Origin of the sequence: Streptomyces sp. NPDC001594 (assembly GCF_042893675.1) — a bacterium.
Taxonomy (GTDB): Bacteria; Actinomycetota; Actinomycetes; order Streptomycetales; family Streptomycetaceae; genus Streptomyces.
Map to the genome: position 1 here is coordinate 446316 of NZ_JBIAVB010000003.1, position 23109 is coordinate 469424.

The following is a 23109-nucleotide window of genomic DNA, read 5'->3' on the forward strand; positions in this document are numbered from 1 at the left end:
ATGGATCTACAGTTCGTCGGGATGGATCCCAACACCGGCGAGGAGGGTTCTCCCACGGTGTGGGTAGAGGAAGAAACCGCCGACCTGGTCATCCAGGGGGTGACCGCCGAGGAGGTCCTACGGGCACAGATCCACGAGACCCAGTGGGTTCCCGGCCACGCCCCGGGCATCCCCGCGCACGAGACAGTGATCCGTATCCCGGCCCGCATGGTGCCGATCTTGAGGGAGGCATGCAATGCCGCAGACCGCGCCCAGCTTCGCGGAGCTGCTGGAGCAGACGCAGACGTCAGCAGTCCACCTGGAGATGCGTGACAGCTACGGGGTGGCCGGCGAGGCCGACACCTTCGCAGCCTTCCTGCGTGGGGACTGGAACGAGGAAGCCCAGCGGGCGGAGCGCTCCAACTGGCTGAACATGGTCTCGGCCGCCACCGCACGGGGCGTCGTCATCCGCCGTGCTCGCATCGTCTCCGAGCCGGTGAGCGACTACATCCGCTACGAGCACGCCGGCACCCAGATGAACATCGACGCGGGGGAACAGGTCCGCTGGCTCCCCCGGCGCCGCGCCTTCGACATCGCGTTGCCGGGCACGGACTTCTGGCTGTTCGACGGCCAGCTGGTGCAGCTGCACAACTGGACCGGTACCGGCGACTGGCACCCCGATGAGCCGAAGGTGCGGACCGATGACCCCGCCGTGGTGAAGCTGTGCGCGGCGGCGTTCGAGTCGGTGTGGGAGCGCGGGATCCCGCACGACCAGTACACCGTCTGACCCCACCACACCCGTGCCCGCGTCCCCCTCCTCCAGTGCACAGGCGGCCCGCGTAGCCCTCGCCGTGCGCCTGTCCCATCTGCGCAAGGATGCCGGTCTCACCGGGCGGGAACTGTCCGTCCGGTGCGACTGGCACCCCGCGAAGACCACCCGCATCCAGAAGGGCGAGGTGGCGCCGTCGGATTCGGACATCCGCGCATGGTGCGCCGCCTGCGGCGCTGAGGATCAGGTGGACGACCTGATCGCCACCTCCCGCGCCGTCGACTCCATGTACCAGGAGTGGCGTCGCCTCCACCGCACCGGACTGCGCCGGTCCCAGGAGAACGCCTACGCCTCCAACGCCCAGGCGTCGCTCCAGCGCGTCTACGTCTCCAACGTCGTGCCCGGGTTCCTCCAGACCCCCGCCTACGCCACGGCGCTCCTAGGGAGTATCACCCGCTTCCAGGGCACACCCGACGACGTCACCGCAGCCGTGGCCGCCCGCGTCGCCCGCTCTCGCTTCCTCTACGAGGGCAACCACCGGTACGCCGTCTTGATGGAGGAGTGGGTGCTGCGGTCCCGGATCGGTGACGTGGACGCGATGACCGGCCAACTCCGCCATCTGCTCACCGTGATGCCGCTCGCATCGGTCTCCCTCGGCATCATCCCGTTCGCCGCCGAGCGCACCGTGTGGCCGCTGGAGGCGTTCTACCTGTACGACGACCGCCGGGTGGCCGTGGAGACCCTCACCGCGAGGATCGGCGTCACTCAGCCCCGCGAACTCGCCGACTACGCAAAGGCGTTCGAAGAACTGTCGAAGATGGCAGTCTACGGCGACAGCGCCCGCGCGCTGATCTCCGCCGCGCTCGGCGCATTCGGTTGAGTTTCCGCAATTGGCCGCAACTTCGTTGAGGCCAACTCGCCTGACTTCCTACGGTGTTCCTGCACCCCGGAGCGATCCACCCGCTCCGGGAAGTGCGCCCCCAAGCAGCGGGCCGCCGGACCCATCCTCACGCCGCCCTACGACCGCTGCGCCCCCGTCGGAGAGGAACAAGGCCATGCCCTACCGCGTCCCTGCCGCGCGCCGCGCCGGCCTCGAAGGCGGTGACCGTGTCCCGTCCCGGCCGTGACCGCCAGCGCCAGACGATCCCCGGCTGGGTCACCGAGGGGACCGCCATCACCGATCCCCTCGAAGGCCGTAACGGCATCGTGCAGTGGATCGGCGAGTGGGAGGATCCCCAGACCCGCGCCGTCATGGCCAACGCGGTGTTCGTCCGCCCTCCCGGCGGCGGCAGGGAGTGGGTGGTCAAGGGCCCCTCCAGCCTCGAACGGGCCTGACCCCGCAGACTGCCGCGCCGCCTCACGCCATCCGAAGGGACCGCCCTGTGACCACCGCCGTGACCGAATTCGAAGTCAAGGCCCTGGAGATCGACCCCGCCGACTTCGCCGACCGCATCGCGAAGGCCGGCGGCGTGCACGTCACCGACCGGCACATGCGCCGCTACGTCTACGACACCATGCCGGCCGTGCCCGGCAAGTGGGTCCGCCTGCGCGACACCGGCACCGACGTCACCCTGTGCGTCAAGGAGATCACCTCCGAGCAGGTCGACGGCACCCGCGAGACCGATGTCGGCGTCACCGACTTCGACACCACCCACGCCCTCCTCACCGCGACCGGGCTGACCGCCCGCGCCTACCAGGAGAACCGGCGCTCGTCCTGGCTGCTCGACGGCGTGCGCCTGGAGCTGGACCAGTGGCCGCTCATCCCGCCCTACCTGGAGATCGAGGCCGACACCGAAGACGCGGTCTGGGACATGGCCGACCGCCTCGGCCTGGACCGCACAGAGCTGACGGGCGAGAACACCACCGCCGTCTACGCCCGCTACGGCATCGACCTCGACCAGGTCACCGACCTCAGGTTCACCACCTGACCCTGCGTACCACCCCAGCAGTGCGGCCGGACGACGGGGCCCGGCCGCACGGAAGGAGCCGCGACATGCTCTTGCACAAGGTTCCCGTGAAGATCCGCTCCGACGACACCGGCCGCGTAAAGATCAACGATGAGTGCGGTCTGGCCTGCGTCTTCTGCCACAACGAAGGCACGCCCGTCACCGCCGACAACCGTGACGCCGAACCCGGCCAGTACACCGGCACCCCCGGTAAGACCGGCCGCGTGTCCATCTACCTGGCCGACAACGGCGCGAACTTCCTCGCCGCCCGCATCGAGCCCGGCCCGGAATTCGCCCTCGCCCTCGCCGGCCTCCGCGGCAGCATCCGCACCCGCGAGATCCACTTCACGGGCGGCGAGCCCACCCTCCACCCCCGCCTCCCAGCCCTCGTCCGCCAGGTCCGCGACATGGGCTTCACCATCGGCCTCACCTCCAACGGGGAGAACGGCGCAGCCGTCCTGGAGGAGCGCGCCACGGCCGGGCTGGACCGCGTCAACCTCTCCGTCTTCGGCACCGACGCCGCCGAACTCGCCTCCGTCCAGGCCCCCCGGTTCCGCTCCACCACCCTCGCCGAGAAGAAGATCGCCGCCCTCGCGCAGACCATCGAGACCGGCCTCCGCAGCGGCATCAAGGTCTCCGCCAACCTCGTCGTCAGCGACAGCACACAGATCCCCCGCGCCCTGCGCATCATCCAGCAGTACGGCCGCGACGTCACCGTGCGCCTCCTCCTCAACCTGGAGACCGAGAAGCAGTCCCGCCAGGCCATCCTGGACACCCTCGCCGCCCTCGACGCCGTACCGGTCCGCCACATCATCACCGCCGGGACCTCCGACGAACGCACCCGCCCTGCACGCCCTCCCGGCCATCCCCAGCTCCCGGTAGCCGGACCTCGCGCTCTCAGAGGAGAATCAGGCGAGGCAGAACTCGTTGCCCTCGATGTCCTGCATCGTGATGCACGACTCGTTGACGCCATCGGCGCGCTGCGTCAGCACGTGCTTCGCGCCGAGCGCCATCAGCCGTGCGCATTCGGCCTCGAGTGTGGCCAGTCGCTCGTCGCCCACGAGCCCGACGCCGGCCCGCACATCAAGATGCACCCGGTTCTTGACGACCTTGCCTTCGGGAACTCGCTGGAAGAGCAGGCGCGGAGCCACACCCGAGGGATCAGTGCAGGCGAAGTAGATCGCATCCTCGGGCGGCAGCGAGCGGAAGCACTCCTCCCACGTGGCGAAGCCCTCCGGGACCGCCGGCATGACGTACCCCAGCACCTCGCACCAAAAGGCGGCGAGGCGCACAGGCTCCGCGCAGTCGAAGGTCACCTGGAACTGCTTGATCATTGACATCGGCGCACGATAACAGGGGCACTGCCCCGGGGGGACGGCCCCTGCCATCCGCTGCCGTGTCGTGCGGGCCCCGACCATCATCAGACGGACAACGCGGCATGTTTCCGGGCCGCATCGTGTGCGTTCTCGAGCACACGCAACCGGCCCTGCCGCCTACCCTGTCGGTGTCGAGCTGCAAGGAAGGGGCAAGGCCGCATGTCGTACGACGCAACCCCGGACCCGTACTCCGATCCACTGGTGTTCGGCCAGAGAATGCAGATCCTCCGCACCCGACGCGGACTGACCCGCGACCAACTCGGAGGCCTCCTAGGGAAATCGGGCTCATGGGTCAAAGCAGTCGAGACCGGGCGTCTGCGCACCCCGCACCTCCCGCTGGTCCTCCGGGTCGCCGAAGTCCTCCGCGTCCGGAACCTGTCCGAGCTCACCGGTGACCAGTCCCTCCCCGCCGACCTCTTCGCGGGCCCGGGACACCCCCGGTTCGCAGCCGTCCGCGAGGCCCTCAACTCCCTGAACCTCGGCAGCACCCACGAGGCACCCCCGGTCGCGCACCTCACCGCCCGCCTGTCCCGTGCCTGGTCCGCCCGCCATTCGGCCCCCGACCACCGCGAGGTCGTGGGCGCCTTGCTGCCCGGCCTGATCCGGGACGCACAGGCCTCCGTCCGCCAAACAGAGACGGTCGCCGACCGCGAAGCGGCCCAAGCCCGCCTGGCGGAGACCTACTTCCTCGCCCAGTTCTTCTGCGCCTACCAGCCCGACGCTCCCCTGGTCTGGCGGGTGGCCGAACGCGGCATGACGGCCGCCCAGGACTCGGAGGACCCCCACGCCATCGGCCTGGCGGCCTGGCTCACCACCCAGGCCCACCGCGACAGCGCCCACTACGAGGCGGCCGACGCCGTCACCCTCGAAACCCTCCGCTACCTGACCCCGCTCCTCCCCGACGCCACCACGGACGTACGGGCCGTGGCGGGCGCACTCACCGTCGAGGCCGGCCTGACGGCGGCCCGGCGCGGCGAAACCGGCACCGCCTGGCACCACTGGGACCAGGCCCGCCTCCTGGCGGAAACCCTTCCCCCCGCCTACTTCCACCCGGTCACGAGCTTCTCCCGGGCGGTCATCGGCGCCCACGCCGTCACCGTGGCGGTGGAACTCCACGCGGGCGGCGAATCCGTACGCCAGTCCGCCCGCGCCGAGGCCGAGGCGATCCCCTCCCGCCCCCGACGGGCCCGCCACCGCATCGAACAGGCCCGCGCCTACCACCTGGACGCCCAGCCCGACGTAGCCCTGGCCACCCTCGCCCAGGCCCACGAAACAGCCCCCGACACCATCCGCTACAACGGCTACGCCCGCAGGATCATCCTGGAAGAAACAGAAGCCAAATCCCCGTCCCGCCGCCGCCGAGCCTCCGACCTGGCAACCCGCCTGGGCATCCTGACCGCCTGAACAAGGGGGCACAGACTGTGCCCCTGCCCGCCCCGGTCCGCCCCTACCGTCACCACACAACCAACTGACGACGGTAGGGAGCACCGCCATGGCCGCACACGCGCATGCCCCCGAAGCCTCGGACGCACCTGTGACCCGTGTGACGGTCATAGACACCCCCGGCACCGACCTGCTCGACCGCGCCCACGCCGGCTGGCAGCGCTTCCTCGGCACCTTCGAGGAGCCACCCCATGAATGACCAGTACGAGTACGTCCCCCACCGCCTCCTCCGTCGCCGCGTGCGCGACATCGCCTCCGGCGTCGAAGGGGAGCTCATGGCCGTGATCAACGAGAACGTCTCGGACTCCGCCGGATACGAGCACTGGATGGAACTGGCCTATATCCGGGGCGCCTCCGGCCGCGAGTTCACGACTGCCGTGGCCAACGTCCAGCCCGCCTATGACCAGCCCCAGACGGACCGCAGACGCCGAGACGGGAGGAGCGCGTAGCGATCTGACGCGGAGGTCGGCCCCGGGCCGACTGAAGTCGGCCCGGCTGCCCGGTCTGGCGGCCCCCGACCACCCCGCCACGTCACTGCGGGAGCCGGATGTCTGCCGGGAAACCCCCAAGGCAGCTCTGAGACCGTCAGCCGAGGCCCCGACCATCGCCCGGTCCCGATAAGCTGCCCACTACCGCCCAGCGGGAGACCGCCCCCCTACCCCGGCCCCGTGGAGCCCCGGACCACCAGCTCCGGCTGGAAGACGTACTCCGTCCGCTGGACCGGCGTCCCCGCCACCGCCTCCAGCAGCGCCCCCACCGCCGCCGTGGCCATCGCGCGCACCGGCTGGCGGACCGTCGTCAGCGGCGGGTCCGTGAAGGCGATCAGCGGGGAGTCGTCGAAGCCCACCACCGAGACGTCCTCCGGCACCCGCAGCCCCCGTTCCCGGGCGGCCCGTATGACGCCCAGCGCCATCATGTCGCTCGCGCACACCACCCCCGTGCACCCCCGCTCCAGCAGGGCGATGCCCGCCGCGTGGCCCCCCTCGACGGTGAACAGGGTGCGCTGGACCAGGCCCTCCCCGTCGGCCCCCGGCCGCGCGGCCAGGAACCCCTGCTCCTTCCGGGCCGACGGCACGTACCGCGTCGGCCCGATGGCCAGCCCGATCCTCCGGTGCCCCAGCTCCTCCAGGTGCCGCACGGCCATCTCCGCCGCGGCCCGGTCGTCCGGGGAGACGAACGGCGCCTGGACGTGCTCGTTGAAGCCGTTCACCAGCACGAACGGAACCCCGCGCGCCGCCAGCCGCTGGTACCGCGCCGGATCCGACGACGCATCCGCATGCAGGCCCGACAGGAAGACGATCCCGGTGACCCCCCGCTCCTCCAGCTGCTCCACCAGCTCGTCCTCGGTCGCCCCGCCCGGCGTCTGCGTGCACAACACGGGGGTGTACCCGTGCCCGGCCAGCGCCTGCTCGATGACCTGCGCGAACGCCGGAAAGATCGGGTTGGTCAACTCGGGGATCAGCAACCCCACCAACCCGTTGCTCCGCCGCTTCAGCCGCACCGGCCGCTCGTAGCCCAGCAGGTCCATGGCGGCCAGCACCCGGTGCCGGGTGCCGGCCGCCACGCCCGCCTTGCCGTTGAGCACACGGCTGACGGTCGCCTCGCTGACCCGGGCCTGCGAGGCGATGTCCGTCAGCCGCAAGGGGGTACTCACGAACTCACCCCTGCCACCACACCGTGGTGTCGCCGGGCAGCACCTCGGGGTCGGCTCCCAGCTCACCACTGGCCAGGAGCACCGACCCCGCCCCCAGCCCGGCTATCCGCACGTCCTCCCCCGTGGTGTTGACGGTGCACACGAAGCCCCCGCGCCGGAACGCCAGCACCCCCTCCGGCGCCTCCAGCCACTCCACCGCGTCCCCCGCACCCAGATCGGCGTGCTCCCGCCGGATCCGCAGCGCCGCACGGTAGAGCTCCAGCGTCGACCCGGCGTCCCCGGTCTGCGCCTCGACGCTCAACGCGGCCCACTCCCGCGGCTGCGGCAGCCAGCTGCCGCCCTCCCCGAACCCGTACGGGGCGGCGTCCCCCGACCACGGGAGCGGCACCCGGCAGCCGTCCCGCAGCCCGTCCTGACCGTTCGCCTTGAAGAACGAGGGGTCCTGGCGCACCTCGTCCGGCAGCTCGGTCACCTCGGGCAGCCCGAGCTCCTCCCCCTGGTACACGTACGCCGACCCGGGCAGCGCCAGCATCAGCAGCGAGGCCGCCCGCGCCCGCGCCAGGCTGCCGAACCGCGTCCGGTGCCGGACCACGTCGTGGTTGGACAGCACCCAGGTGGTCGGCGCCCCCACGGGCCGCATGGCGTCCAGCGACTCGTCGACGGCGGCCCGCAGCGCGCCCGCCTCCCACCCGGTCGTCAGGTAGTGGAAGTTGAACGCCTGGTGCAGCTCGTCGTGCCGCACGTACAGCGCGGTCCGGGCCACGCTCGGCGCCCACGCCTCGGCGACGCCGATCCGCTCACCCGCGTACTCGTCCAGCACCTTGCGCCACGACCGGTAGATCTCGTGGACCCCGTCCTGGTCGAAGAAGGGCAGCACCTGGTTGCCCAGCAGCTTGAGCTGCTCGTCACGCCCCAGATCGGGCAGCCCGGCGGCCTTCACCAGCCCATGGGCGACATCGATCCGGAACCCGTCCACCCCCAGGTCCAGCCAGAACCTGAGCACGGACCGGAACTCGTCCTGCACAGCCGGGTGTTCCCAGTTGAAGTCGGGCTGCTCGGGCGCGAACAGATGCAGGTACCACTCACCATCCGCCGCCCGCGTCCACGCCGGCCCACCGAAGATGGACTCCCAGTCGTTCGGCGGCTCCTCGCCCGACTCCCCCTTCCCCGGGCGGAAGTGGAACCGCTCGCGCAGCGGGGTCCCCGGGCCTTCCCGCAGCGCCTGCTTGAACCATTCGTGCTGGTCGGAGCAGTGGTTGGGGACGAGGTCGACGATGATGCGCAGGCCCAGCCCATGGGCCTCGCGGATGACGGCGTCGGCGTCGTGCAGGGTGCCGAACATGGGGTCGATGGCCCGGTAGTCGGCGACGTCGTAGCCGGCGTCGGCCTGCGGGGAGGCGTAGAAGGGGCTCAGCCAGACGGCGTCGACGCCCAGCTCCTTGAGGTAGGGCAGTCTGCTCCGGATGCCCTGGAGGTCCCCCATGCCGTCCCCGTTGGAGTCGGCGAAGCTGCGCGGATAGACCTGGTAGATCACCGCGTCTCTCCACCAGCCGGACCGGGTCCCGGTCGGGGTGGGGAGGGCGTCGGCGAGGTGCTGGGTCATGGTGTCCTTGGAGAGATCGGGCCGGTGGAGCACGGGAAAGGGCGCCGGGTGGTCACCCCTTGGTGGCGCCCGCCGTCATACCGGCGACGAGGTGACGCTGGGCGAACAGGAAGAAGACGGCCGCGGGGATGGCGATCAGCACGGAAGCCGCGCTCATCGCACCCCAGTTGGACGTGTACTGCGTGACGAAGGTCTGCAGCCCGCCCGCGAGGGTGAGGTTCTCCTCGCCGACCATGAAGGCCGACGCGTACGCGACCTCTCCCCACGCGGTGATGAAGGCGTAGAAGCCGGTGACGGCGAGGCCGGGCCGGGCGAGCGGGAGGATCAGGCGCCAGAAGGTGCCGAAGGGGTTGAGCCCGTCGACCCGCCCCGATTCGTCGATCTCGATCGGGATGGCGTCGAAGAAGCCCTTCATCATCCAGGCGCAGAAGGGCACGGCGATGGTGAGGTACGTGATGATCAGGCCGAGCGGCTGGTTGAGCAGCCCGAGGTCGCCCATCAGGTTGTAGAGCGGGACGATGAGGATGGCCATGGGGAACATCTGCGTGATGAGCAGGGTCCACATGAGCGGCTTCATGCCCGGGAACTTGAAACGGCTGACGGCGTACCCGGTGGTGGCGGCGATGAACACGCCGAGGACCGTCGTCACGCCCGCCACCACGACCGAGTTCCAGAACCAGCTCAGGAAGTGGCTGGACTCCAGCAGGCCGGAGTAGTTGGCGAGCGTCGGTTCCTTCACGAAGTCCGTGCTGATGGCGTACTTCGCGGGCTTCAGCGAGGTCAGCAGGATCCACAGCACGGGGAAGACGGCGATGACGGACGCGACGAGGAGCGTGGCGTGCAGCCCGAAGGAGGCGAGCGGGGAGCGGCTGCCCCTGGGCCGGACGGCGCCCTGCTTCGAAGCGGTCGTGGACGTGGTCGTGGACGTGGACGTGGACACGGTCACCACACCTCTCCCTGCTTGCGCAGCGAGCGCCGGTAGACCAGCGCGAAGATCATGAGCAGGCCGAGGATCAGCACGCCCCAGGTCGCGGAGCCGGCGAAGTCGCGCGGGCTGGCGACGAAGGCCTGGCGGAAGGCCTGGGTCACGAGGATCTCGGTGGAGTCGCCCGGGCCGCCCCGCGTGAGCAGGAAGATCACCGGGAACATGTTGAAGGTCCAGATGGTGGAGAGCAGGACCACCGTCATGCTGACGGCGCGCAGTCCGGGCAGGGTGATGTGCCGGAACCGCTGCCACGGGCCGGCGCCGTCCATCTCGGCGGCCTCGTACAGCTCCGCGGGGATCGACTGGAGCCCGCCGAGCAGGGCGACCATCATGAAGGGCACGCCGAGCCAGACGTTGACGGCGATGACGGCGACCTTGGCCCAGGTGGGGTCGTCCAGCCACGGCACGGCCGAGATCCCCCCGCCGTCGAGGATCTTGTTGAGGATGCCGTTGTCGCGGTTGAAGAGGAACCGCCAGGCGAAGACGGAGACGAAGCCGGGCACGGCCCAGGGCAGGATCAGCGCCATCCGGTAGGCGGAGCGGCCGCGGAACTGCCGGTTGAGGATGGTGGCCAGGGTGAGGCCGAGGGCGAAGGTGATCGAGACGCAGGCGACCGTCCACACCACGGTCCACACCAGCCGCTGCCAGAAGACGGGGTCGCCGAGGACCGCCGCGTAGTTGTCGAGCCCGACGAACTCGTAGGTGGCCTCGATGTGGCGCACGCCGATCGTCCGGGCGACGTTGCGCTCGCTGGCGTTGGTCAGCGACAGGTAGACGCCGCGGACGAGCGGCCAGCCGACGATGACGCCGAGGACGAGGACGACCGGGGCGACCATGGTCCAGGCGTACCAGTGGGTGGCGAGGGCGCGGCGGGCCGTCGTACGGCCGCTCTGGGCGGTCGTGCGGCCGCGGCCGCGGCCGGCGAGGGTCGTCTCGCCGGCCGCGGCCTCGGTCACCGACCGGCTGGTGTCAGCAGCCATGGTGCGTACTACTTCCAGCCCTTGAGGATCTTGCGGAACTCGACGCCGGCCGCCTTGGCCGCGTCCTCGGGGCTCGACGCCCCGGTGACGGCCTTGGTGTACTCGACCTTCAGCGGCTCGAAGAGGGAGCCGTTCTCCGGGATCCAGGCGCGCTGGACGGACTGGTCGACGGCCGGCTTGAAGAACTGGACCATCTCGCTGCCCTTGACGTCCGGCTGGTCGTAGGCGGCGGTGCGCGTCGGGAGCAGGCTCAGCTCCTTGGCGGACTGCACCTGGACCTCCTGGGAGGTCATGTACTCGACGAAGGCGTGCGCGGCGGCGGTGTTCTTGGAGCCGGCGTAGACGGCGAGGTCGTGGCCGCCCTGCGGGGCGCCGGCCTTGACGGAGCCGGCCGGGACGGGGGCGACGCCGAGGTTGGCCTTGTCCTTGAACTGGTCGCCGGCGTAGCTGTCCTCCACCGCCCAGGGGCCGTTGATCATCATCGCGACCTCCCCGGACTTGAAGGCGGTCTGCATGTTGGTCCAGCCGTCGGTGGCGTTGGTGACCGCGGCGCCGGAGGCGACCAGGTCGCGGGCGGCCTTGAAGGCCTTGACGCCGGCCGGGCCGTCGACGGTGACGGTCTTGTTCTTGGCGTCGACGAGGTCGCCGCCCTCGCCGTAGATGAAGGGCAGGAACCAGTAGGAGTCGTCGCCGCGGAGGTAGAGGCCGGTCTTGCCGGTCTTGGCCTTGATCGCGGTGGCGGCGGTCTTCAGCTCCTCCAGGGTCTTGGGGGGCTGGACGCCGGCGTCGGCGAGCATCTTCTTGTTGTAGAAGAGGCCGAGGGTGTCGATGACCTGCGGGACGGCGTAGGTCTTGCCGTCGAACCTCCCGCTCGCGGCGGCCTGCGGGAGGAAGTCGGCGTCGACCTTCTTGACCTGGTCGGCCGGGACCTCGTCGAGGTAGCCGAGGGAGGCGAAGTCGGCGACCCAGCCGACGTCGGCGCGGATCACGTCGGGGGCGTCGGCGCCGCTGCTGAAGGCGTTCTTGACCTTGTTCTGGGCGTCGCCGTAGGGCACGTTGACGTACTTGACGGTGACCTTGGGGTGCTTCGCGGTGAAGCCTTCGGCGATCTTCTGGAAGGTCGCCTTCTCGGCCTCGTTCGAGGTGTCCCACCAGGTGACGGTGCCGGACAGCTCGCCGCCGGCCTTCGTCTCGCCACCGTCGCCCTTGGTGTCACCGCCGCAGGCCGTCGCCGCGAGCGCCAGGGTCGCGACCAGCGCGGTGGCCGCTATGCCACGCCGCATATGAACTCCTTCGATGATCCCGGCCGCGCCCTCGCGGTCCCGAGTTGCAGGGAACGTAACAAGACTGAAAGCTCACCGAAAGACCTTGCGGCAATTTTCTGCAAGCGGAGGGGATCGTTACATCCGTGTGTCCCGACGGTTGCCGCAGCTTGCTGTTAGTTCGAGGCGGCTTCGATTGCGCAGGCCCGCAACCACGGGCCGTGTACGCGCGTTGACTGCGGTATGAACCACGAGTTGACGGCCGTCCCGCTTGCAAGAGCTTCCAGCGATCCGCCCGCGACCGGCGGCTGGTGGCGTGATGCCGTCATCTACCAGGTGTACGTCCGCTCCTTCGCCGACAGCGACGGTGACGGGGTCGGGGACCTGCGCGGGGTGCGCGAGCGGCTCCCGCACCTGGCCCGGCTCGGGGTGGACGCGGTGTGGCTGACCCCCTTCTACGTGTCCCCGCAGGCGGACGGCGGGTACGACGTCGCCGACTACCGGGCCGTGGACCCGCTCTTCGGCGACCTCGCCGACGCCGACGACCTCGTCCGGGCCGCGCACGCCCTGGGGCTGCGGGTGATCGTGGACGTGGTGCCGAACCACACCTCCGAGCGCCACCCCTGGTTCCAGGAGGCCCTGGCCGGCGTGCCCGGCGCCCGGGAGCGGTACCTGTTCCGGCCGGGGCGCGGGGTGGACGGCTCGCTCCCGCCGAACGACTGGGAGTCCGTCTTCGGCGGGCCCGCCTGGACCCGGGTCCCGGACGGAGACTGGTACCTGCACCTGTTCGCCCCCGAGCAGCCCGACCTCGACTGGGAGCACCCGGAGGTGGCGGAGGAGTTCGCCTCGGTGCTGCGGTTCTGGCTGGACCTCGGGGTGGACGGATTCCGGGTGGACGTGGCCCATGGCATGGTCAAGGCCCCCGGCCTGCCGGACATCGGGCGGGGCGCGCAGGCCACGCTGATCGGCACCGAGCCGCTCCCCTTCTTCGACCAGGACGGGGTGCACGCCATCCACCGCTCCTGGCGGCGGCTGCTCGACTCCTACGGGGGCGGGCGGATCGGGGTCGCGGAGGCGTGGGCGCCGACCTCGGAGCGGCTGGCCCTGTACGTACGCTCCGACGAGCTGCACCAGGCGTTCAACTTCCGGTTCCTGAACTGCCCGTGGGACCCGGCGGCGATGCGGACGGTCATCGACGAGTCCCTGGCCGCGACCTCGGCGGTGGGGGCGCCGACGACCTGGGTGCTGTCCAACCACGACGTCGTACGGCATGTGACCCGGTACGGGGGCGGGGCGCAGGGGCTGGCCCGGGCGCGGGCGGCGGCGCTGCTGATGCTGGCGCTGCCGGGGTCGGCGTACATCTACCAGGGCGAGGAACTCGGCCTCCCGGAGGTCACCGACCTCCCGGCGGAATCCCGCAAGGACCCGGCCTTCAGGCGCCGTTCCCCTGCGGGGTGCCGTACAGGGGCCACCGCGGGCGGGGTCGGCAGCGGGGACGGGGCCGGGGGCGCGCCCGGCATCCCGGCCGGGGCCGACGGACGGGCCGACCGGGCCGGGGCGGGCGCGACGCCGGCCGGGGCGGCCGGGCCGGTCGAGGCAGCCGCGCCGGCCGAGGCAGCCTCGTCGGCCGGGGCAGCCGCGGCGGCCGGGTCCGACGGGCAGGACGGCCTGCGCGACGGGTGCCGCGTGCCCCTCCCCTGGTCCGGGGACACGGCCCCGTACGGGTTCGGGCCGGGTGGGAGCTGGCTGCCGCAGCCCGAGGGGTGGGGCGGTCTCAGCGTGGCCGCGCAGACCGGCGATCCGCACTCCACCCTCGAGCTCTACCGCGCCGCCCTGGAGCTGCGCCGGGCGATGCCGGGCCTCGGGGCGGTCGAGGCGGGCCAGGGCGGCCCGGCCGACGAGTGGCCCGGGACCGGGGCCGGACCCGCCGTGTACGCCCGGGGCATGCGCTGGCGTCCGGCCCCCGAGGGGGTCCTCCTCTTCACCCGGCCCGGCTTCGCCTGCACCGTCAACACCCGCCCCACCGCCGTCGTACTGCCCTCGCCCGGCCGTCCCGTGCTGTCCAGCGCTCCCGTGGAGACCGACGGGCGCACGGTCCGCCTTCCCCCCGATTCCTGCACGTGGTGGGCTTTCTGAGCCGCCTACCGGTACAGTCCCATCCCGTGACCGCACGGCTTGCCGACATCGCAGCCCAGGCGGGGGTCAGCGAAGCCACAGTCAGCCGAGTGCTCAACGGCAAGCCCGGCGTGGCCGCAGGCACCCGTGAGTCCGTGCTGGCCGCGCTCGACGTGCTCGGCTACGAGCGGCCCGTACGGCTGCGGCAGCGCAGTGCCGGTCTGGTCGGCCTGATAACCCCCGAGCTGGACAACCCCATCTTCCCGGCCCTCGCGCAGGTCATCGGGCAGGCGCTGACCCGGCAGGGGTACACGCCCGTGCTGGCCACGCAGACGCCCGGCGGGTCCACGGAGGACGAGCTGACCGAGATGCTGGTGGACCGGGGCGTCTCCGGCATCATCTTCGTCTCCGGGCTGCACGCGGACACCACCGCCGACATGGGCCGCTACGAGCAGTTGCGCGGGCAGGGCGTCCCGTACGTCCTCATCAACGGTTTCTCCGACAAGGTGCGGGCCCCCTTCGTCTCCCCCGACGACCGGGCCGCGATGCACCTCGCGGTGACCCACCTGACGGCCCTCGGCCACAGCCGGATCGGCCTCGCGGTCGGCCCGAAGCGGTTCGTGCCGGTCCTGCGCAAGATCGAGGGCTTCCGCCTCGCCATGAAGGAGCGCCTCGGCCTGGACGAGGCCGGGGCGGAGGAGCTCGTCCAGCACTCCCTCTACACCCTGGAGGGTGGCCAGGCGGCCGCGGCGGCGCTCATCGGGCGCGGCTGCACGGCCGTGGTCTGCGCCAGCGACATGATGGCCCTCGGCGCGATCCGGGCCGCGCGCCAGCAGGGGCTGCGGGTGCCGCAGGACGTCTCCGTGGTCGGCTTCGACGACTCCCCGCTCATAGCGTTCACCGATCCGCCGCTGACCACCATCCGCCAGCCCGTGCAGGCCATGGGGCAGGCGGCGGTGCGGACCCTGCTGGAGGAGATCGGCGGCACGCCGGCCCCGCACAGCGAGTTCGTGTTCCTGCCGGAGCTGGTGGTGCGCGGGTCCACGGCCTCCGGACCCGGGCAGCGGCGCGGCGGGGCAGGGTAGCGGACCTGCGGGACGGTGTCCTCCGCAGGGCTGAGCGCGGGCGCGGAAGACCGTCCGGAGGGATGATCGGAGGCGAGGACGCATCTGGCAGACTCTCTCCCCATGGGTGAAGCGAGCGTGAAGACACTGGAAACTCCCCCGGCCGCCGCCGGGGGCACCCCCAGCACGGACGTCTCGTCGCCCCCCGCGAGCGGGAGCGAGGGCCGCCCGGCAGCGGACTCCGGCCTCCTCCCCCGGCTCCGCGCCCCGCGCCGGCCCCGCATCTGGTTCGAGGTCCTGCTGATCGCGATCAGCTACTGGACGTACTCGCTGATCCGCAACGCGGTCCCGGAGCAGAAGGCCGCCGCGCTCGCGAACGCCGACTGGATCTGGAGCGTCGAGCGGAGCCTCGGCATCGCGGTCGAGCACCACGTCAACCACGCGGTCAACTCGGTGACGTGGCTGGTGGTGGGCATGAACTACTACTACGCCACGCTCCACTTCATCGTGACCATCGGCGTACTGGTGTGGATCTACCGTTTCCATCCGGGTCGTTACGCGGCCACCCGCCTCGTCCTCTTCGCGACGACGGGCGTGGCCCTGCTGGGCTACTTCTTCTTCCCGCTCGCGCCGCCCCGGCTGATGAACGGCGGCCGCTTCGTCGACACCGTGCTGGTGCACCACACCTGGGGCTCGATGGCCTCGGGGAACCTCAAGCACATGTCGAACCAGTACGCGGCGATGCCGTCCATGCACATAGGGTGGTCCCTCTGGTGCGGCCTGACGATCTTCGCGGTCGCCTCGGCCCCCTGGGCCCGGATCCTGGGCCTCCTCTACCCGACGGCGACCCTGGTGGTCATCGTCTCCACGGCGAACCACTTCTGGCTGGACGCCCTGGGCGGCATGCTCTGCCTGGCCTTCGGCTACACGGTCTCGCGCACCTGGTACGGCGCCCTCCCCCACCGCCTCCCCCGCAGCCCCCTGGACACCTCCCCCCACCCGGCGACAGCAGCCGTCCTGAACCGCTTCCGCCGGGCCTGATCCCGCCGCCGGGCCTCAGTCGACGGCCCTGAGGTAGACCCGGCTCCTCTCCCCGTCCACAGCGGCCACCGCCAGTTGCAGGAAGTCCAGGTCCCGCTGGACGCACGGGGCGCACACCTGCGTCTCCCGGACCCCGGGCGCGGAGACCGGCTCGGGCAGCCCGAGCCGGTCGAACAGCCCCCTCTCGCCGGCGAAGGGGACCGCCTGCCGCACGGGGTGCTCGGGCGCGAGCCCGTCGATGAAGCCGTCCACGTCCGCGGCGGGCATCACGAACGCCAGTAGCAGCAGATCGTCGTGCCCCCGCCGCAGCGCGGCCGTCACCCCGGTCGCCGAGACGGGAACCTCCACCTCCATGCGCCGCGCCACCTCCTCCACACCGGCCCCCTCCGCCCAGGAGCCCCCCGCCGACCCGCTCCCACGCCCGGCACACCCCCCGAGAAGCCCGACGATCAGAGCCAGCCCACCCCCGACCACCCCACCCCACAGGCGCCCCCGGGTCGGCATCAGTCGGCGGCCTCGAAGTAGACCCGACTACTCTTCTCATCCACCCGCGCCACCGCCGCGTGCATGAAGTCAACCTCCGCACACGGGGCGCACACCTGTCCCGTGCGGACACCGGGTACGGAATCCGGCTCGGGTAGGCCCACGTGTGCGAAGGGCGCCACCGGCTCGGGGCCGGCAAAGGACTTAGGGCCCGCCTTCACCGGCTCCTGCGGGTCCAGTCGCGCGAGGAAGCCTTCGACGTCGGGGGTGGGCAGCACGAACGCCAGAAGCAGGGTGTCGTCCTGGAGCCCCTTCCGGTAGGCGGACCTGAGATCGCTCGCGGACGCGGGCACCACGACCTGGAGCCTCTGGACGACCTCCGCGGTGGTAACCCCGTCCATCCACCGCGCCTGCGGCTCCGGCCCACCCGCACACCCGGCGCCGAGCCCCGCGCACACCACCAGCAGCCCGCACAGCCTCCCCATCCGACGCCCCGGGCCGGCCTTGGACTTCTCCCACTCCTTCCACCCCATCGGACCATTGCACCACGCGGCGGTGACAGTCTGAGGCCCGGTCAGGACGTTCGGGGTCCGTCCGGTCTCAGGCCCCGTAGAAGAGGTCGTCGACGACCGCGCGGGCTCGGCGGGTGATGCGGCGGTAGTCGTCCAGCATTTCGCCGACGCGCCCCTCCGGGTAGCCGAGGTAGCGGCCGACGGCCGCCAGTTCGCGGGCGTCCGCGGGGAAGGTGTCGCCGGCGCGGCCGCGGACCAGCATCACGGCGTTGCGGACGCGGGTCGCCAGCACCCAGGCCTCGTCGAGGATCTGGGCCTCCTCCGTCGGGATCAGGCCGGCCGCGTGGGCGGCGGCCAGGGCCTGGCGGGTGCGGGTGGTGCGCAGGCCGGGTTCGGCCCAGGCGTGCCGCATCTGCAGGAGCTGGACGGTCCACTCGACGTCGCTGAGGCCGCCGCGGCCGAGTTTGGTGTGGAGGGTGGGGTCGGCGCCGCGCGGGAGGCGTTCGGCCTCCATGCGGGCCTTGAGCCGGCGGATCTCGCGGACCGCGTCCTCGCCGAGGCCCTCGACGGGGTAGCGCAGCGGGTCGATCAGGTCGATGAAGGTGCGTCCCAGGTCGGCGTCGCCCGCGACGGGCTCGGCGCGCAGCAGGGCCTGGCTCTCCCAGGTCAGGGACCAGCGCCGGTAGTAGGCGGCGTAGGAGGCCAGGGTGCGCACGAGGGGGCCGGAGCGGCCCTCGGGGCGCAGGTCGGCGTCGATGAGGAGCGGCGGGTCGGCGGTGGGCAGCTGGAGCAGCCTGCGCATCTCGGCGATGACGGTCTGGGCGGCCTTCGCGGCCTCCTGTTCGTCGACTCCCTCGCGGGGGTCGTGGACGAAGAGGACGTCGGCGTCGGAGCCGTAGCCGAGCTCGTGCCCGCCGAAGCGGCCGACGCCGATGACGGCGAAGCGGGTGGGGAGGGTCTCCCCCCAGTGGTCGCGGACGGCGGCGCGCAGGGCTCCGGCGACGGTGGCGGCGGTGAGCTCGGAGACGGCGTCGCCGACCCGGTCGACGAGGGCCCCGCAGTCCTTCTCGGCGGGGTTCTCCTCGGTGCCGTACGAGGCGATGATGTCGGCGGCCGCGGTGCGGAAGAGTTCCCGGCGGCGGACCCCGCGGGCGGCGGCGACGGCGGCTTCCCCGCTCTCGGCGCGGCCGACGGCGGCCATCACCTCCTGTTCGAGGGCCTCGGGCGTACGGGGCTGGAGGCCTTCGGGGTCGCCGAGGAGGGCGACGGCCTCGGGGGCGCGCATGAGGAGGTCGGGGGCGAGGCGGCCGGCGGACAGGACGCGGGCGAGGTTCTCGGCGGCGGCGCCCTCGTCGCGGAGCAGGCGCAGGTACCAGGGGGTCTTGCCGAGGGCGTCGGAGACCTTGCGGAAGCCGAGGAGCCCGGCGTCGGGGTCGGCGGAGTCGGCGAACCAGCCGAGGAGGACGGGCAGCAGGGTGCGCTGGATGGCGGCCTTGCGGCTGACGCCGGAGGCGAGGGCTTCGAGGTGGCGCAGGGCGGAGGCCGGGTCGGCGTAGCCGAGGGCTTCCAGGCGCTGGCCGGCGGCGGCCGGGGAGAGCCGGGTCTCGCCGGGGGCGAGCTGGGCGACGGCGTCGAGGAGGGGCCGGTAGAAGAGCTTCTCGTGGAGGCGGCGGACGACGGAGGCGTGCCGGCGCCAGGCCTTGTTGAGTCCGGCGACGGGTTCGGTGCGCAGTCCCATGGAGCGGCCGAGGCGGCGCAGGTCGGCCTCGTCCTCGGGGACGAGGTGGGTGCGGCGCAGCCGGTAGAGCTGGATGCGGTGCTCCATGGTGCGCAGGAAGCGGTACGCGTCGTGGAGCTGGGCGGCGTCGGCGCGGCCGACGTAGCCGCCGGCGGCGAGGGCGTGGAGGGCGTCGAGGGTGGTGCCGGAGCGCAGGGTGGTGTCGCTGCGGCCGTGGACGAGCTGGAGCAGCTGGACGGCGAACTCGACGTCGCGCAGGCCGCCGGGGCCGAGTTTGAGTTCGCGGTCGATCTGGGAGGCGGGGATGTTGTCGACGACCCGGCGGCGCATCTTCTGGACGTCGGCGACGAAGTTCTCGCGTTCGGCGGCCTGCCAGACGAGCGGCGTTATGGCCTCGATGTACTGGGCGCCGAGTTCGGGGTCGCCGGCGACGGCGCGGGCCTTGAGGAGGGCCTGGAACTCCCAGGTCTTGGCCCAGCGCTGGTAGTAGGCCAGGTGGGAGGCGAGGGTGCGGACGAGGGGGCCGTTGCGGCCCTCGGGGCGGAGGTTGGCGTCGACGGGCCAGATGGTGCCCTCGACGGTGGTCTCGGAGCAGATCCGCATGAGGTGGGAGGCGAGGCGGGTGGCGGCCTGGATGCCCTTGCCCTCGTCGGTTCCGGGCGCGGCCTCGCCGACGAAGATCACGTCGACGTCGGAGACGTAGTTGAGCTCGTTGCCGCCGCACTTGCCCATGGCGATGACGGCGAGCCGGCAGGCGGCGGCGTCCTGGGGGGCGGCGGCGGAGGCGATGCGCAGGGCGGCGCGGAGGGTGGCGGTGGCGAGGTCAGCGAGTTCGGCGGCGGTCTGGGCGACGTCTATGGTCGCGCAGACGTCGCGGGCGGCGATGGAGAGCAGGCAGCGGCGGTAGGCGACGCGCAGGGTGACGGGGTCGTGGGCGTCGGCGAGGCCCGCTTCGAACTCGGCGAGGCCCGGGTGCAGGTCGGCGGCCTCGTAGGTGACGAGGGCCTGCCAGTCGCGGGGGTGGCGGGCGAGGTGGTCGGCGAGGGCTTCCGAGGCGCCGAGGACGCCGAGGAGGCGGTCGCGCAGGGGTTTGGCGGCCACCAGGGTGTCGAGGAGGAGCGGCAGGTCCTCCGGGGTCTGGGCTTCGGCGAGGCGGACGAGGCCGAGGAGCGCGAGGTCGGGGTCGGCGGTGGCGCCGAGGGCGTCGAGGAGCACCGGGTCGGTGCGTACGGCGGCCAGCGCGTCGGCCTCCAGGAGCCGGGACGCGGCGGTGGGGTCGGTGAATCCGCTCCGCAGCAGCCGGATGAAGGTACTGCTCCTGCGTCCCGGGACTGTCATCCCGCCGCCTCCCGAGTCTGTCGCTGCCGGTGGTCCGGTGCTGCCCGTCACCGCCGGTGGTCTGGTCCTGCCCGGGAGCGAGCCTAGCCGGAGCAGGCGTTCGACTCACCGGGTGCCGTGGCCGATATCATGAGGAGGATTATCGGTTTATCTGCTTACTTTTAGCTCTCCAGATCTGTGCGTCAGGGGCCCGGTCCCCGCCCGACCGGCCGCGAGGAGCCCCATGTCCCACGGACCCCTGTCCTCGCGCCCTGCCACCGCGCGCGTCCCCCAGCCCCGCCCGAGCACGTCTGGGGCGGCCCCCGAGGCCTCCACGACCGTACGGCCCGGCACGGCTGTCCCGCCCGGCCCCGGCGCGACCACCCGGCCCGGCCGTGACACGGCTGTCCCGCCCGGCCGCAACGCGACCACAGGCCCCGCCCGCCACGCGGCTGCCCCACCCGACCCCGGCGCGACCACCCGGCCCGGCCGGGACGCGGTCATCCCCCACCAGCGCGACGCAGTCACCCGGCACGGCCACCACCACGTCGGGCACCCCCGCGCACGCGCCGTCGTCAAGGCCGTCGCCCTCCTCGCCGCCACCGCCGCCGGCGGCATGCTCATCCTGCGCGGCAACGAGGCGCTCGCCGGCCTCGACGCGCCCGCCGGCCCCGGTTCCAGTCCCTCGGCCGCCACCGCCCCCGACGCCCCGGACCCCGGCCGGGTGCTCCAGATCGTCGCCCACCCCGACGACGACCTGTACTTCATGAACCCGGACCTGGGGTACTCCATCGCCGCCGGCCACCCGGTCACCACCGTCTACCTCACCTCCGGCGAGGCCGACGGCATCAACGCCGCCGCCGGCAAGGAGGCCTCCGCCCACGCCGACAAGCCGGCCTACGCCGAGGCCCGGCAGAACGGCATCCGCGCCGCCTACGCCAAGATGGCCACCGGCGACCGCAGCAGCGCCTGGAAGCGCAGCGTCGTCCCGACCAAGGGCGGCGGCCACGCCGAGATCGACGTCCTCGTCGCCCGGCCCCAGATCAACCTCGTCTGGCTCCAGCTGCGCGAGGCGGGCAACGTCTACCAGGACGTCCCCGACAGCCTGCACGGCCTGTGGGACGGCAAGGTCCCCCGCCTGGAGTCGGTGCTCGCCTCCGGCAGCCCGGTCCGGCGCGGGTTCTCGTACACCAAGGACCAGGTCGTCCAGACGATCGTCGGCATCCTGGAGCGCTACCGGCCCACCACCCTCCGCACCCAGGACCCCACCCCCGGCCGCTTCCACGACGCCGCCAAGCGCTACACCGACCACCAGGACCACTTCTACGGCGCCCGGTTCGTGCAGCTGGCCGCCGAGCAGTACGCGCGGGACTTCAAGGACCGGCCGCACTTCGCCGTCCAGAACTACGTCGGCTACTTCAACGGCTCCCTGCCCCGGGCCCTAGACCCCGGCGAGGCCAAGGAGAAGCTGGACATCCTGGACACCTACGCCTGGCTGGACCGGCAGAACCACTGCGGCAGCGACGCCGGCTGCGGAGACCTCAAGGTCGCCGAGCACCCCTCCGGCAACGGCTGGACCCAGTCCATCAACTACGCGCGCGGCACCGGCACCAACTGGCTGACCTCCGACGCCGAGCACGGCCTGTGGGCCTTCAAGGTCCTCGACGGCCAGGTCGCCGTCTGGCACCGCAGCGGCCTCATAGGCCGCTGGAGCGGTCCCCGCCTGCTCCCCGGAACCGGGATGGACCAGGGCATCTCCACCGTCACCCTGAAGGACGGCCGGACCGCCGCCTTCGGCACCCGCACCTCCTTCGGCGACAAGCCCGCCGACTACCGGCGCGAGGTGGTCTACGCCGTCCAGCAGGCCCCCGGCTCCGAGGAGTTCGGCCCCTGGCAGTCCCTCGGCACCCCCGAGGCCTCCGACGCCGACTGGACCTCCGACATCAGCGCGCCCGCCGTGTCCGTCGACGGTACCGGCGCCCTCGCCGTCTACGTCCGCGACGGCGCCTCCACCCTGCGCGGGCGCGTCCGCCAGCCGGACGGCGCGTGGGGCCCGTGGGAGGCCCACGGCGGCTCCGACCTGCACGGCACCCCCGTCACCGGCACCGACGGCGCCGGGCGGCGGATGGTCTTCGCCGCCACCACCACGTCGGTGACCGGCTGGCTCCAGCCCGGCCCCGGCGCCCCCCTCGGCCCCGCCACCCCCACCGGCCTGCCCGAGACCACCCTGCCCCTGACGGCCGAGGGCCGCGAGGGCGGCGTGCGGATCTGGTTCCGCAAGCCCGGCTCCGGCAACGTCCGCACCGCCCTGATGACGGACGCGGAAGGCCTGAAGGCGACCGGCCTCACCGACCTCGGCGGGCTCCAGGGCTTCGGCTCCGTGACGGCCAGCGGACACCTCCTCGCCGGCCGTTCGGCGGGCGGGCTGCTCGGGGCGGACGTCGGCGAGGGCCGGCCCTGGGAGCGCTCGCCGCTGATGTTCGTGGGCGCCCCGTCCAGCACCATGACCGGGAAGAACCTGGTCAGCCTGGCCGTGGTGGGCCTCGACGCCCGGCTGTACGTGACCTCGTCGGCGGACGAACCCGACGCCTACCTCGCCCCCTGGCAGCCGGTGGGCCCGCGCAACACCACCCCGTAACGCCCCCGTTCCACCACGGATCACCCCCACCCCGGGGCATACACCGCACACCGGCTGGACAGACACCATCCGTGCCGGATCATCCCCAAACCCCCACGCCGGGCCCCCTCTTGTGCGGGCCGCCGGCGGCGCACCCGCACGCCCGGCCGCCCTCGGACGGCGCGCGCCCTCACCTGAACCGGTGAAATCGACGGCCCGATCCGA

At 72.3% G+C, this 23109-nt stretch carries 21 protein-coding genes and 1 pseudogene; 13 read left to right on the forward strand and 9 right to left on the reverse strand.

Annotated elements, in window-relative coordinates:
- The 6 genes and pseudogenes from ACFY0O_RS08335 to ACFY0O_RS08360 form a co-directional block, all read left to right on the forward strand.
- Entirely contained in the window at positions 1-312 is a 312-nt protein-coding gene (locus tag ACFY0O_RS08335) for a hypothetical protein (RefSeq protein WP_388944251.1), read from the forward strand.
- Positions 236-766 (forward strand): DUF6879 family protein, encoded by a 531-nt coding sequence (locus tag ACFY0O_RS08340; protein ID WP_388944254.1) that lies wholly within the window; start codon positions 236-238, stop codon positions 764-766. Before ACFY0O_RS08335 ends, ACFY0O_RS08340 begins: the two co-directional genes overlap by 77 nt.
- 13 nt (positions 767-779) lie before the next feature.
- Complete coding sequence (locus ACFY0O_RS08345; protein ID WP_388944257.1) at positions 780-1628, forward strand: helix-turn-helix domain-containing protein; 849 nt, start codon at positions 780-782, stop codon at positions 1626-1628.
- A 227-nt stretch (positions 1629-1855) separates the two neighbouring features.
- Positions 1856-2083 (forward strand): hypothetical protein, encoded by a 228-nt coding sequence (locus tag ACFY0O_RS08350; protein ID WP_388944260.1) that lies wholly within the window; start codon positions 1856-1858, stop codon positions 2081-2083.
- A 59-nt stretch (positions 2084-2142) separates the two neighbouring features.
- A complete protein-coding gene (locus tag ACFY0O_RS08355) occupies positions 2143-2676 on the forward strand; it encodes a class IV adenylate cyclase (RefSeq protein ID WP_388944262.1) in 534 nt (177 codons plus the stop codon).
- Positions 2677-2741: 65 nt separating this feature from the next.
- Positions 2742-3221: pseudogene (locus tag ACFY0O_RS08360) on the forward strand (radical SAM protein); the annotation flags it as partial.
- 381 nt (positions 3222-3602) lie between these two features.
- Here ACFY0O_RS08360 and ACFY0O_RS08365 read toward each other — a convergent pair.
- Complete coding sequence (locus ACFY0O_RS08365) at positions 3603-4034, reverse strand: VOC family protein (protein WP_388944557.1); 432 nt, start codon at positions 4032-4034, stop codon at positions 3603-3605.
- Positions 4035-4229: 195 nt separating this feature from the next.
- On the opposite strand from ACFY0O_RS08365, the gene ACFY0O_RS08370 reads away from it, so the two are divergent.
- From ACFY0O_RS08370 to ACFY0O_RS08380, 3 genes are all read left to right on the forward strand, one after another.
- Positions 4230-5474 carry a helix-turn-helix domain-containing protein gene (locus tag ACFY0O_RS08370; RefSeq protein WP_388944265.1) on the forward strand — a complete coding sequence of 415 codons (1245 nt, stop codon included), beginning with the start codon at positions 4230-4232 and terminating at the stop codon, positions 5472-5474.
- A gap of 88 nt (positions 5475-5562) precedes the next feature.
- Positions 5563-5712, forward strand: a complete 150-nt coding sequence (locus ACFY0O_RS08375) for a hypothetical protein (protein ID WP_388944268.1) — start codon at positions 5563-5565, stop codon at positions 5710-5712.
- Positions 5705-5962, forward strand: coding sequence for a hypothetical protein (locus ACFY0O_RS08380; protein WP_388944271.1), 258 nt, complete (start codon positions 5705-5707; stop codon positions 5960-5962). Before ACFY0O_RS08375 ends, ACFY0O_RS08380 begins: the two co-directional genes overlap by 8 nt.
- Before the next feature lie 206 nt (positions 5963-6168).
- On the opposite strand, the gene ACFY0O_RS08385 is transcribed toward ACFY0O_RS08380, so the two are convergent.
- The 5 genes from ACFY0O_RS08385 to ACFY0O_RS08405 are packed head-to-tail and all read right to left on the reverse strand — an operon-like array spanning position 6169 to position 12018.
- The gene (locus tag ACFY0O_RS08385) at positions 6169-7167 is read right to left on the reverse strand and encodes a LacI family DNA-binding transcriptional regulator (RefSeq protein WP_388944273.1); all 999 of its coding nucleotides are present in this window, start codon (positions 7165-7167) and stop codon (positions 6169-6171) included.
- A gap of 4 nt (positions 7168-7171) precedes the next feature.
- Positions 7172-8770 carry a glycoside hydrolase family 13 protein gene (locus ACFY0O_RS08390; RefSeq protein ID WP_388944275.1) on the reverse strand — a complete coding sequence of 533 codons (1599 nt, stop codon included), beginning with the start codon at positions 8768-8770 and terminating at the stop codon, positions 7172-7174.
- A 52-nt stretch (positions 8771-8822) separates the two neighbouring features.
- On the reverse strand, positions 8823-9710 hold the full coding sequence (locus ACFY0O_RS08395) for a sugar ABC transporter permease (RefSeq protein ID WP_388944278.1): 888 nt from the start codon (positions 9708-9710) through the stop codon (positions 8823-8825).
- 2 nt (positions 9711-9712) lie between these two features.
- A complete protein-coding gene (locus ACFY0O_RS08400) occupies positions 9713-10735 on the reverse strand; it encodes a carbohydrate ABC transporter permease (protein ID WP_388944281.1) in 1023 nt (340 codons plus the stop codon).
- Positions 10736-10743: 8 nt separating this feature from the next.
- Complete coding sequence (locus tag ACFY0O_RS08405; RefSeq protein WP_388944284.1) at positions 10744-12018, reverse strand: extracellular solute-binding protein; 1275 nt, start codon at positions 12016-12018, stop codon at positions 10744-10746.
- Between the two features lie 222 nt (positions 12019-12240).
- Here ACFY0O_RS08405 and ACFY0O_RS08410 point away from each other — a divergent pair, with 222 nt between their 5' ends.
- The 3 genes from ACFY0O_RS08410 to ACFY0O_RS08420 all read left to right on the forward strand — a co-directional run bounded on the left by ACFY0O_RS08410 (position 12241) and on the right by ACFY0O_RS08420 (position 16217).
- On the forward strand, positions 12241-14133 hold the full coding sequence (locus ACFY0O_RS08410) for an alpha-amylase family glycosyl hydrolase (protein WP_388944286.1): 1893 nt from the start codon (positions 12241-12243) through the stop codon (positions 14131-14133).
- A 26-nt stretch (positions 14134-14159) separates the two neighbouring features.
- Positions 14160-15197: a LacI family DNA-binding transcriptional regulator gene (locus ACFY0O_RS08415; protein ID WP_388944289.1), complete on the forward strand. Its 1038-nt coding sequence runs from the start codon at positions 14160-14162 to the stop codon at positions 15195-15197.
- A 102-nt stretch (positions 15198-15299) separates the two neighbouring features.
- Complete coding sequence (locus ACFY0O_RS08420) at positions 15300-16217, forward strand: phosphatase PAP2 family protein (protein ID WP_388944292.1); 918 nt, start codon at positions 15300-15302, stop codon at positions 16215-16217.
- A 15-nt stretch (positions 16218-16232) separates the two neighbouring features.
- Here ACFY0O_RS08420 and ACFY0O_RS08425 read toward each other — a convergent pair whose 3' ends face one another.
- The 3 genes from ACFY0O_RS08425 to ACFY0O_RS08435 all read right to left on the reverse strand — a co-directional run bounded on the left by ACFY0O_RS08425 (position 16233) and on the right by ACFY0O_RS08435 (position 20288).
- Positions 16233-16571 (reverse strand): hypothetical protein, encoded by a 339-nt coding sequence (locus tag ACFY0O_RS08425; RefSeq protein ID WP_388944295.1) that lies wholly within the window; start codon positions 16569-16571, stop codon positions 16233-16235.
- A gap of 149 nt (positions 16572-16720) precedes the next feature.
- Positions 16721-17233, reverse strand: a complete 513-nt coding sequence (locus tag ACFY0O_RS08430; protein ID WP_388944297.1) for a hypothetical protein — start codon at positions 17231-17233, stop codon at positions 16721-16723.
- 67 nt (positions 17234-17300) lie between these two features.
- On the reverse strand, positions 17301-20288 hold the full coding sequence (locus tag ACFY0O_RS08435) for a bifunctional [glutamine synthetase] adenylyltransferase/[glutamine synthetase]-adenylyl-L-tyrosine phosphorylase (protein ID WP_388944300.1): 2988 nt from the start codon (positions 20286-20288) through the stop codon (positions 17301-17303).
- Between the two features lie 223 nt (positions 20289-20511).
- Between ACFY0O_RS08435 and ACFY0O_RS08440 the strand changes: the two genes are divergently transcribed.
- Positions 20512-22905: a PIG-L family deacetylase gene (locus ACFY0O_RS08440; protein ID WP_388944303.1), complete on the forward strand. Its 2394-nt coding sequence runs from the start codon at positions 20512-20514 to the stop codon at positions 22903-22905.
- Positions 22906-23109 lie beyond the last annotated feature (204 nt).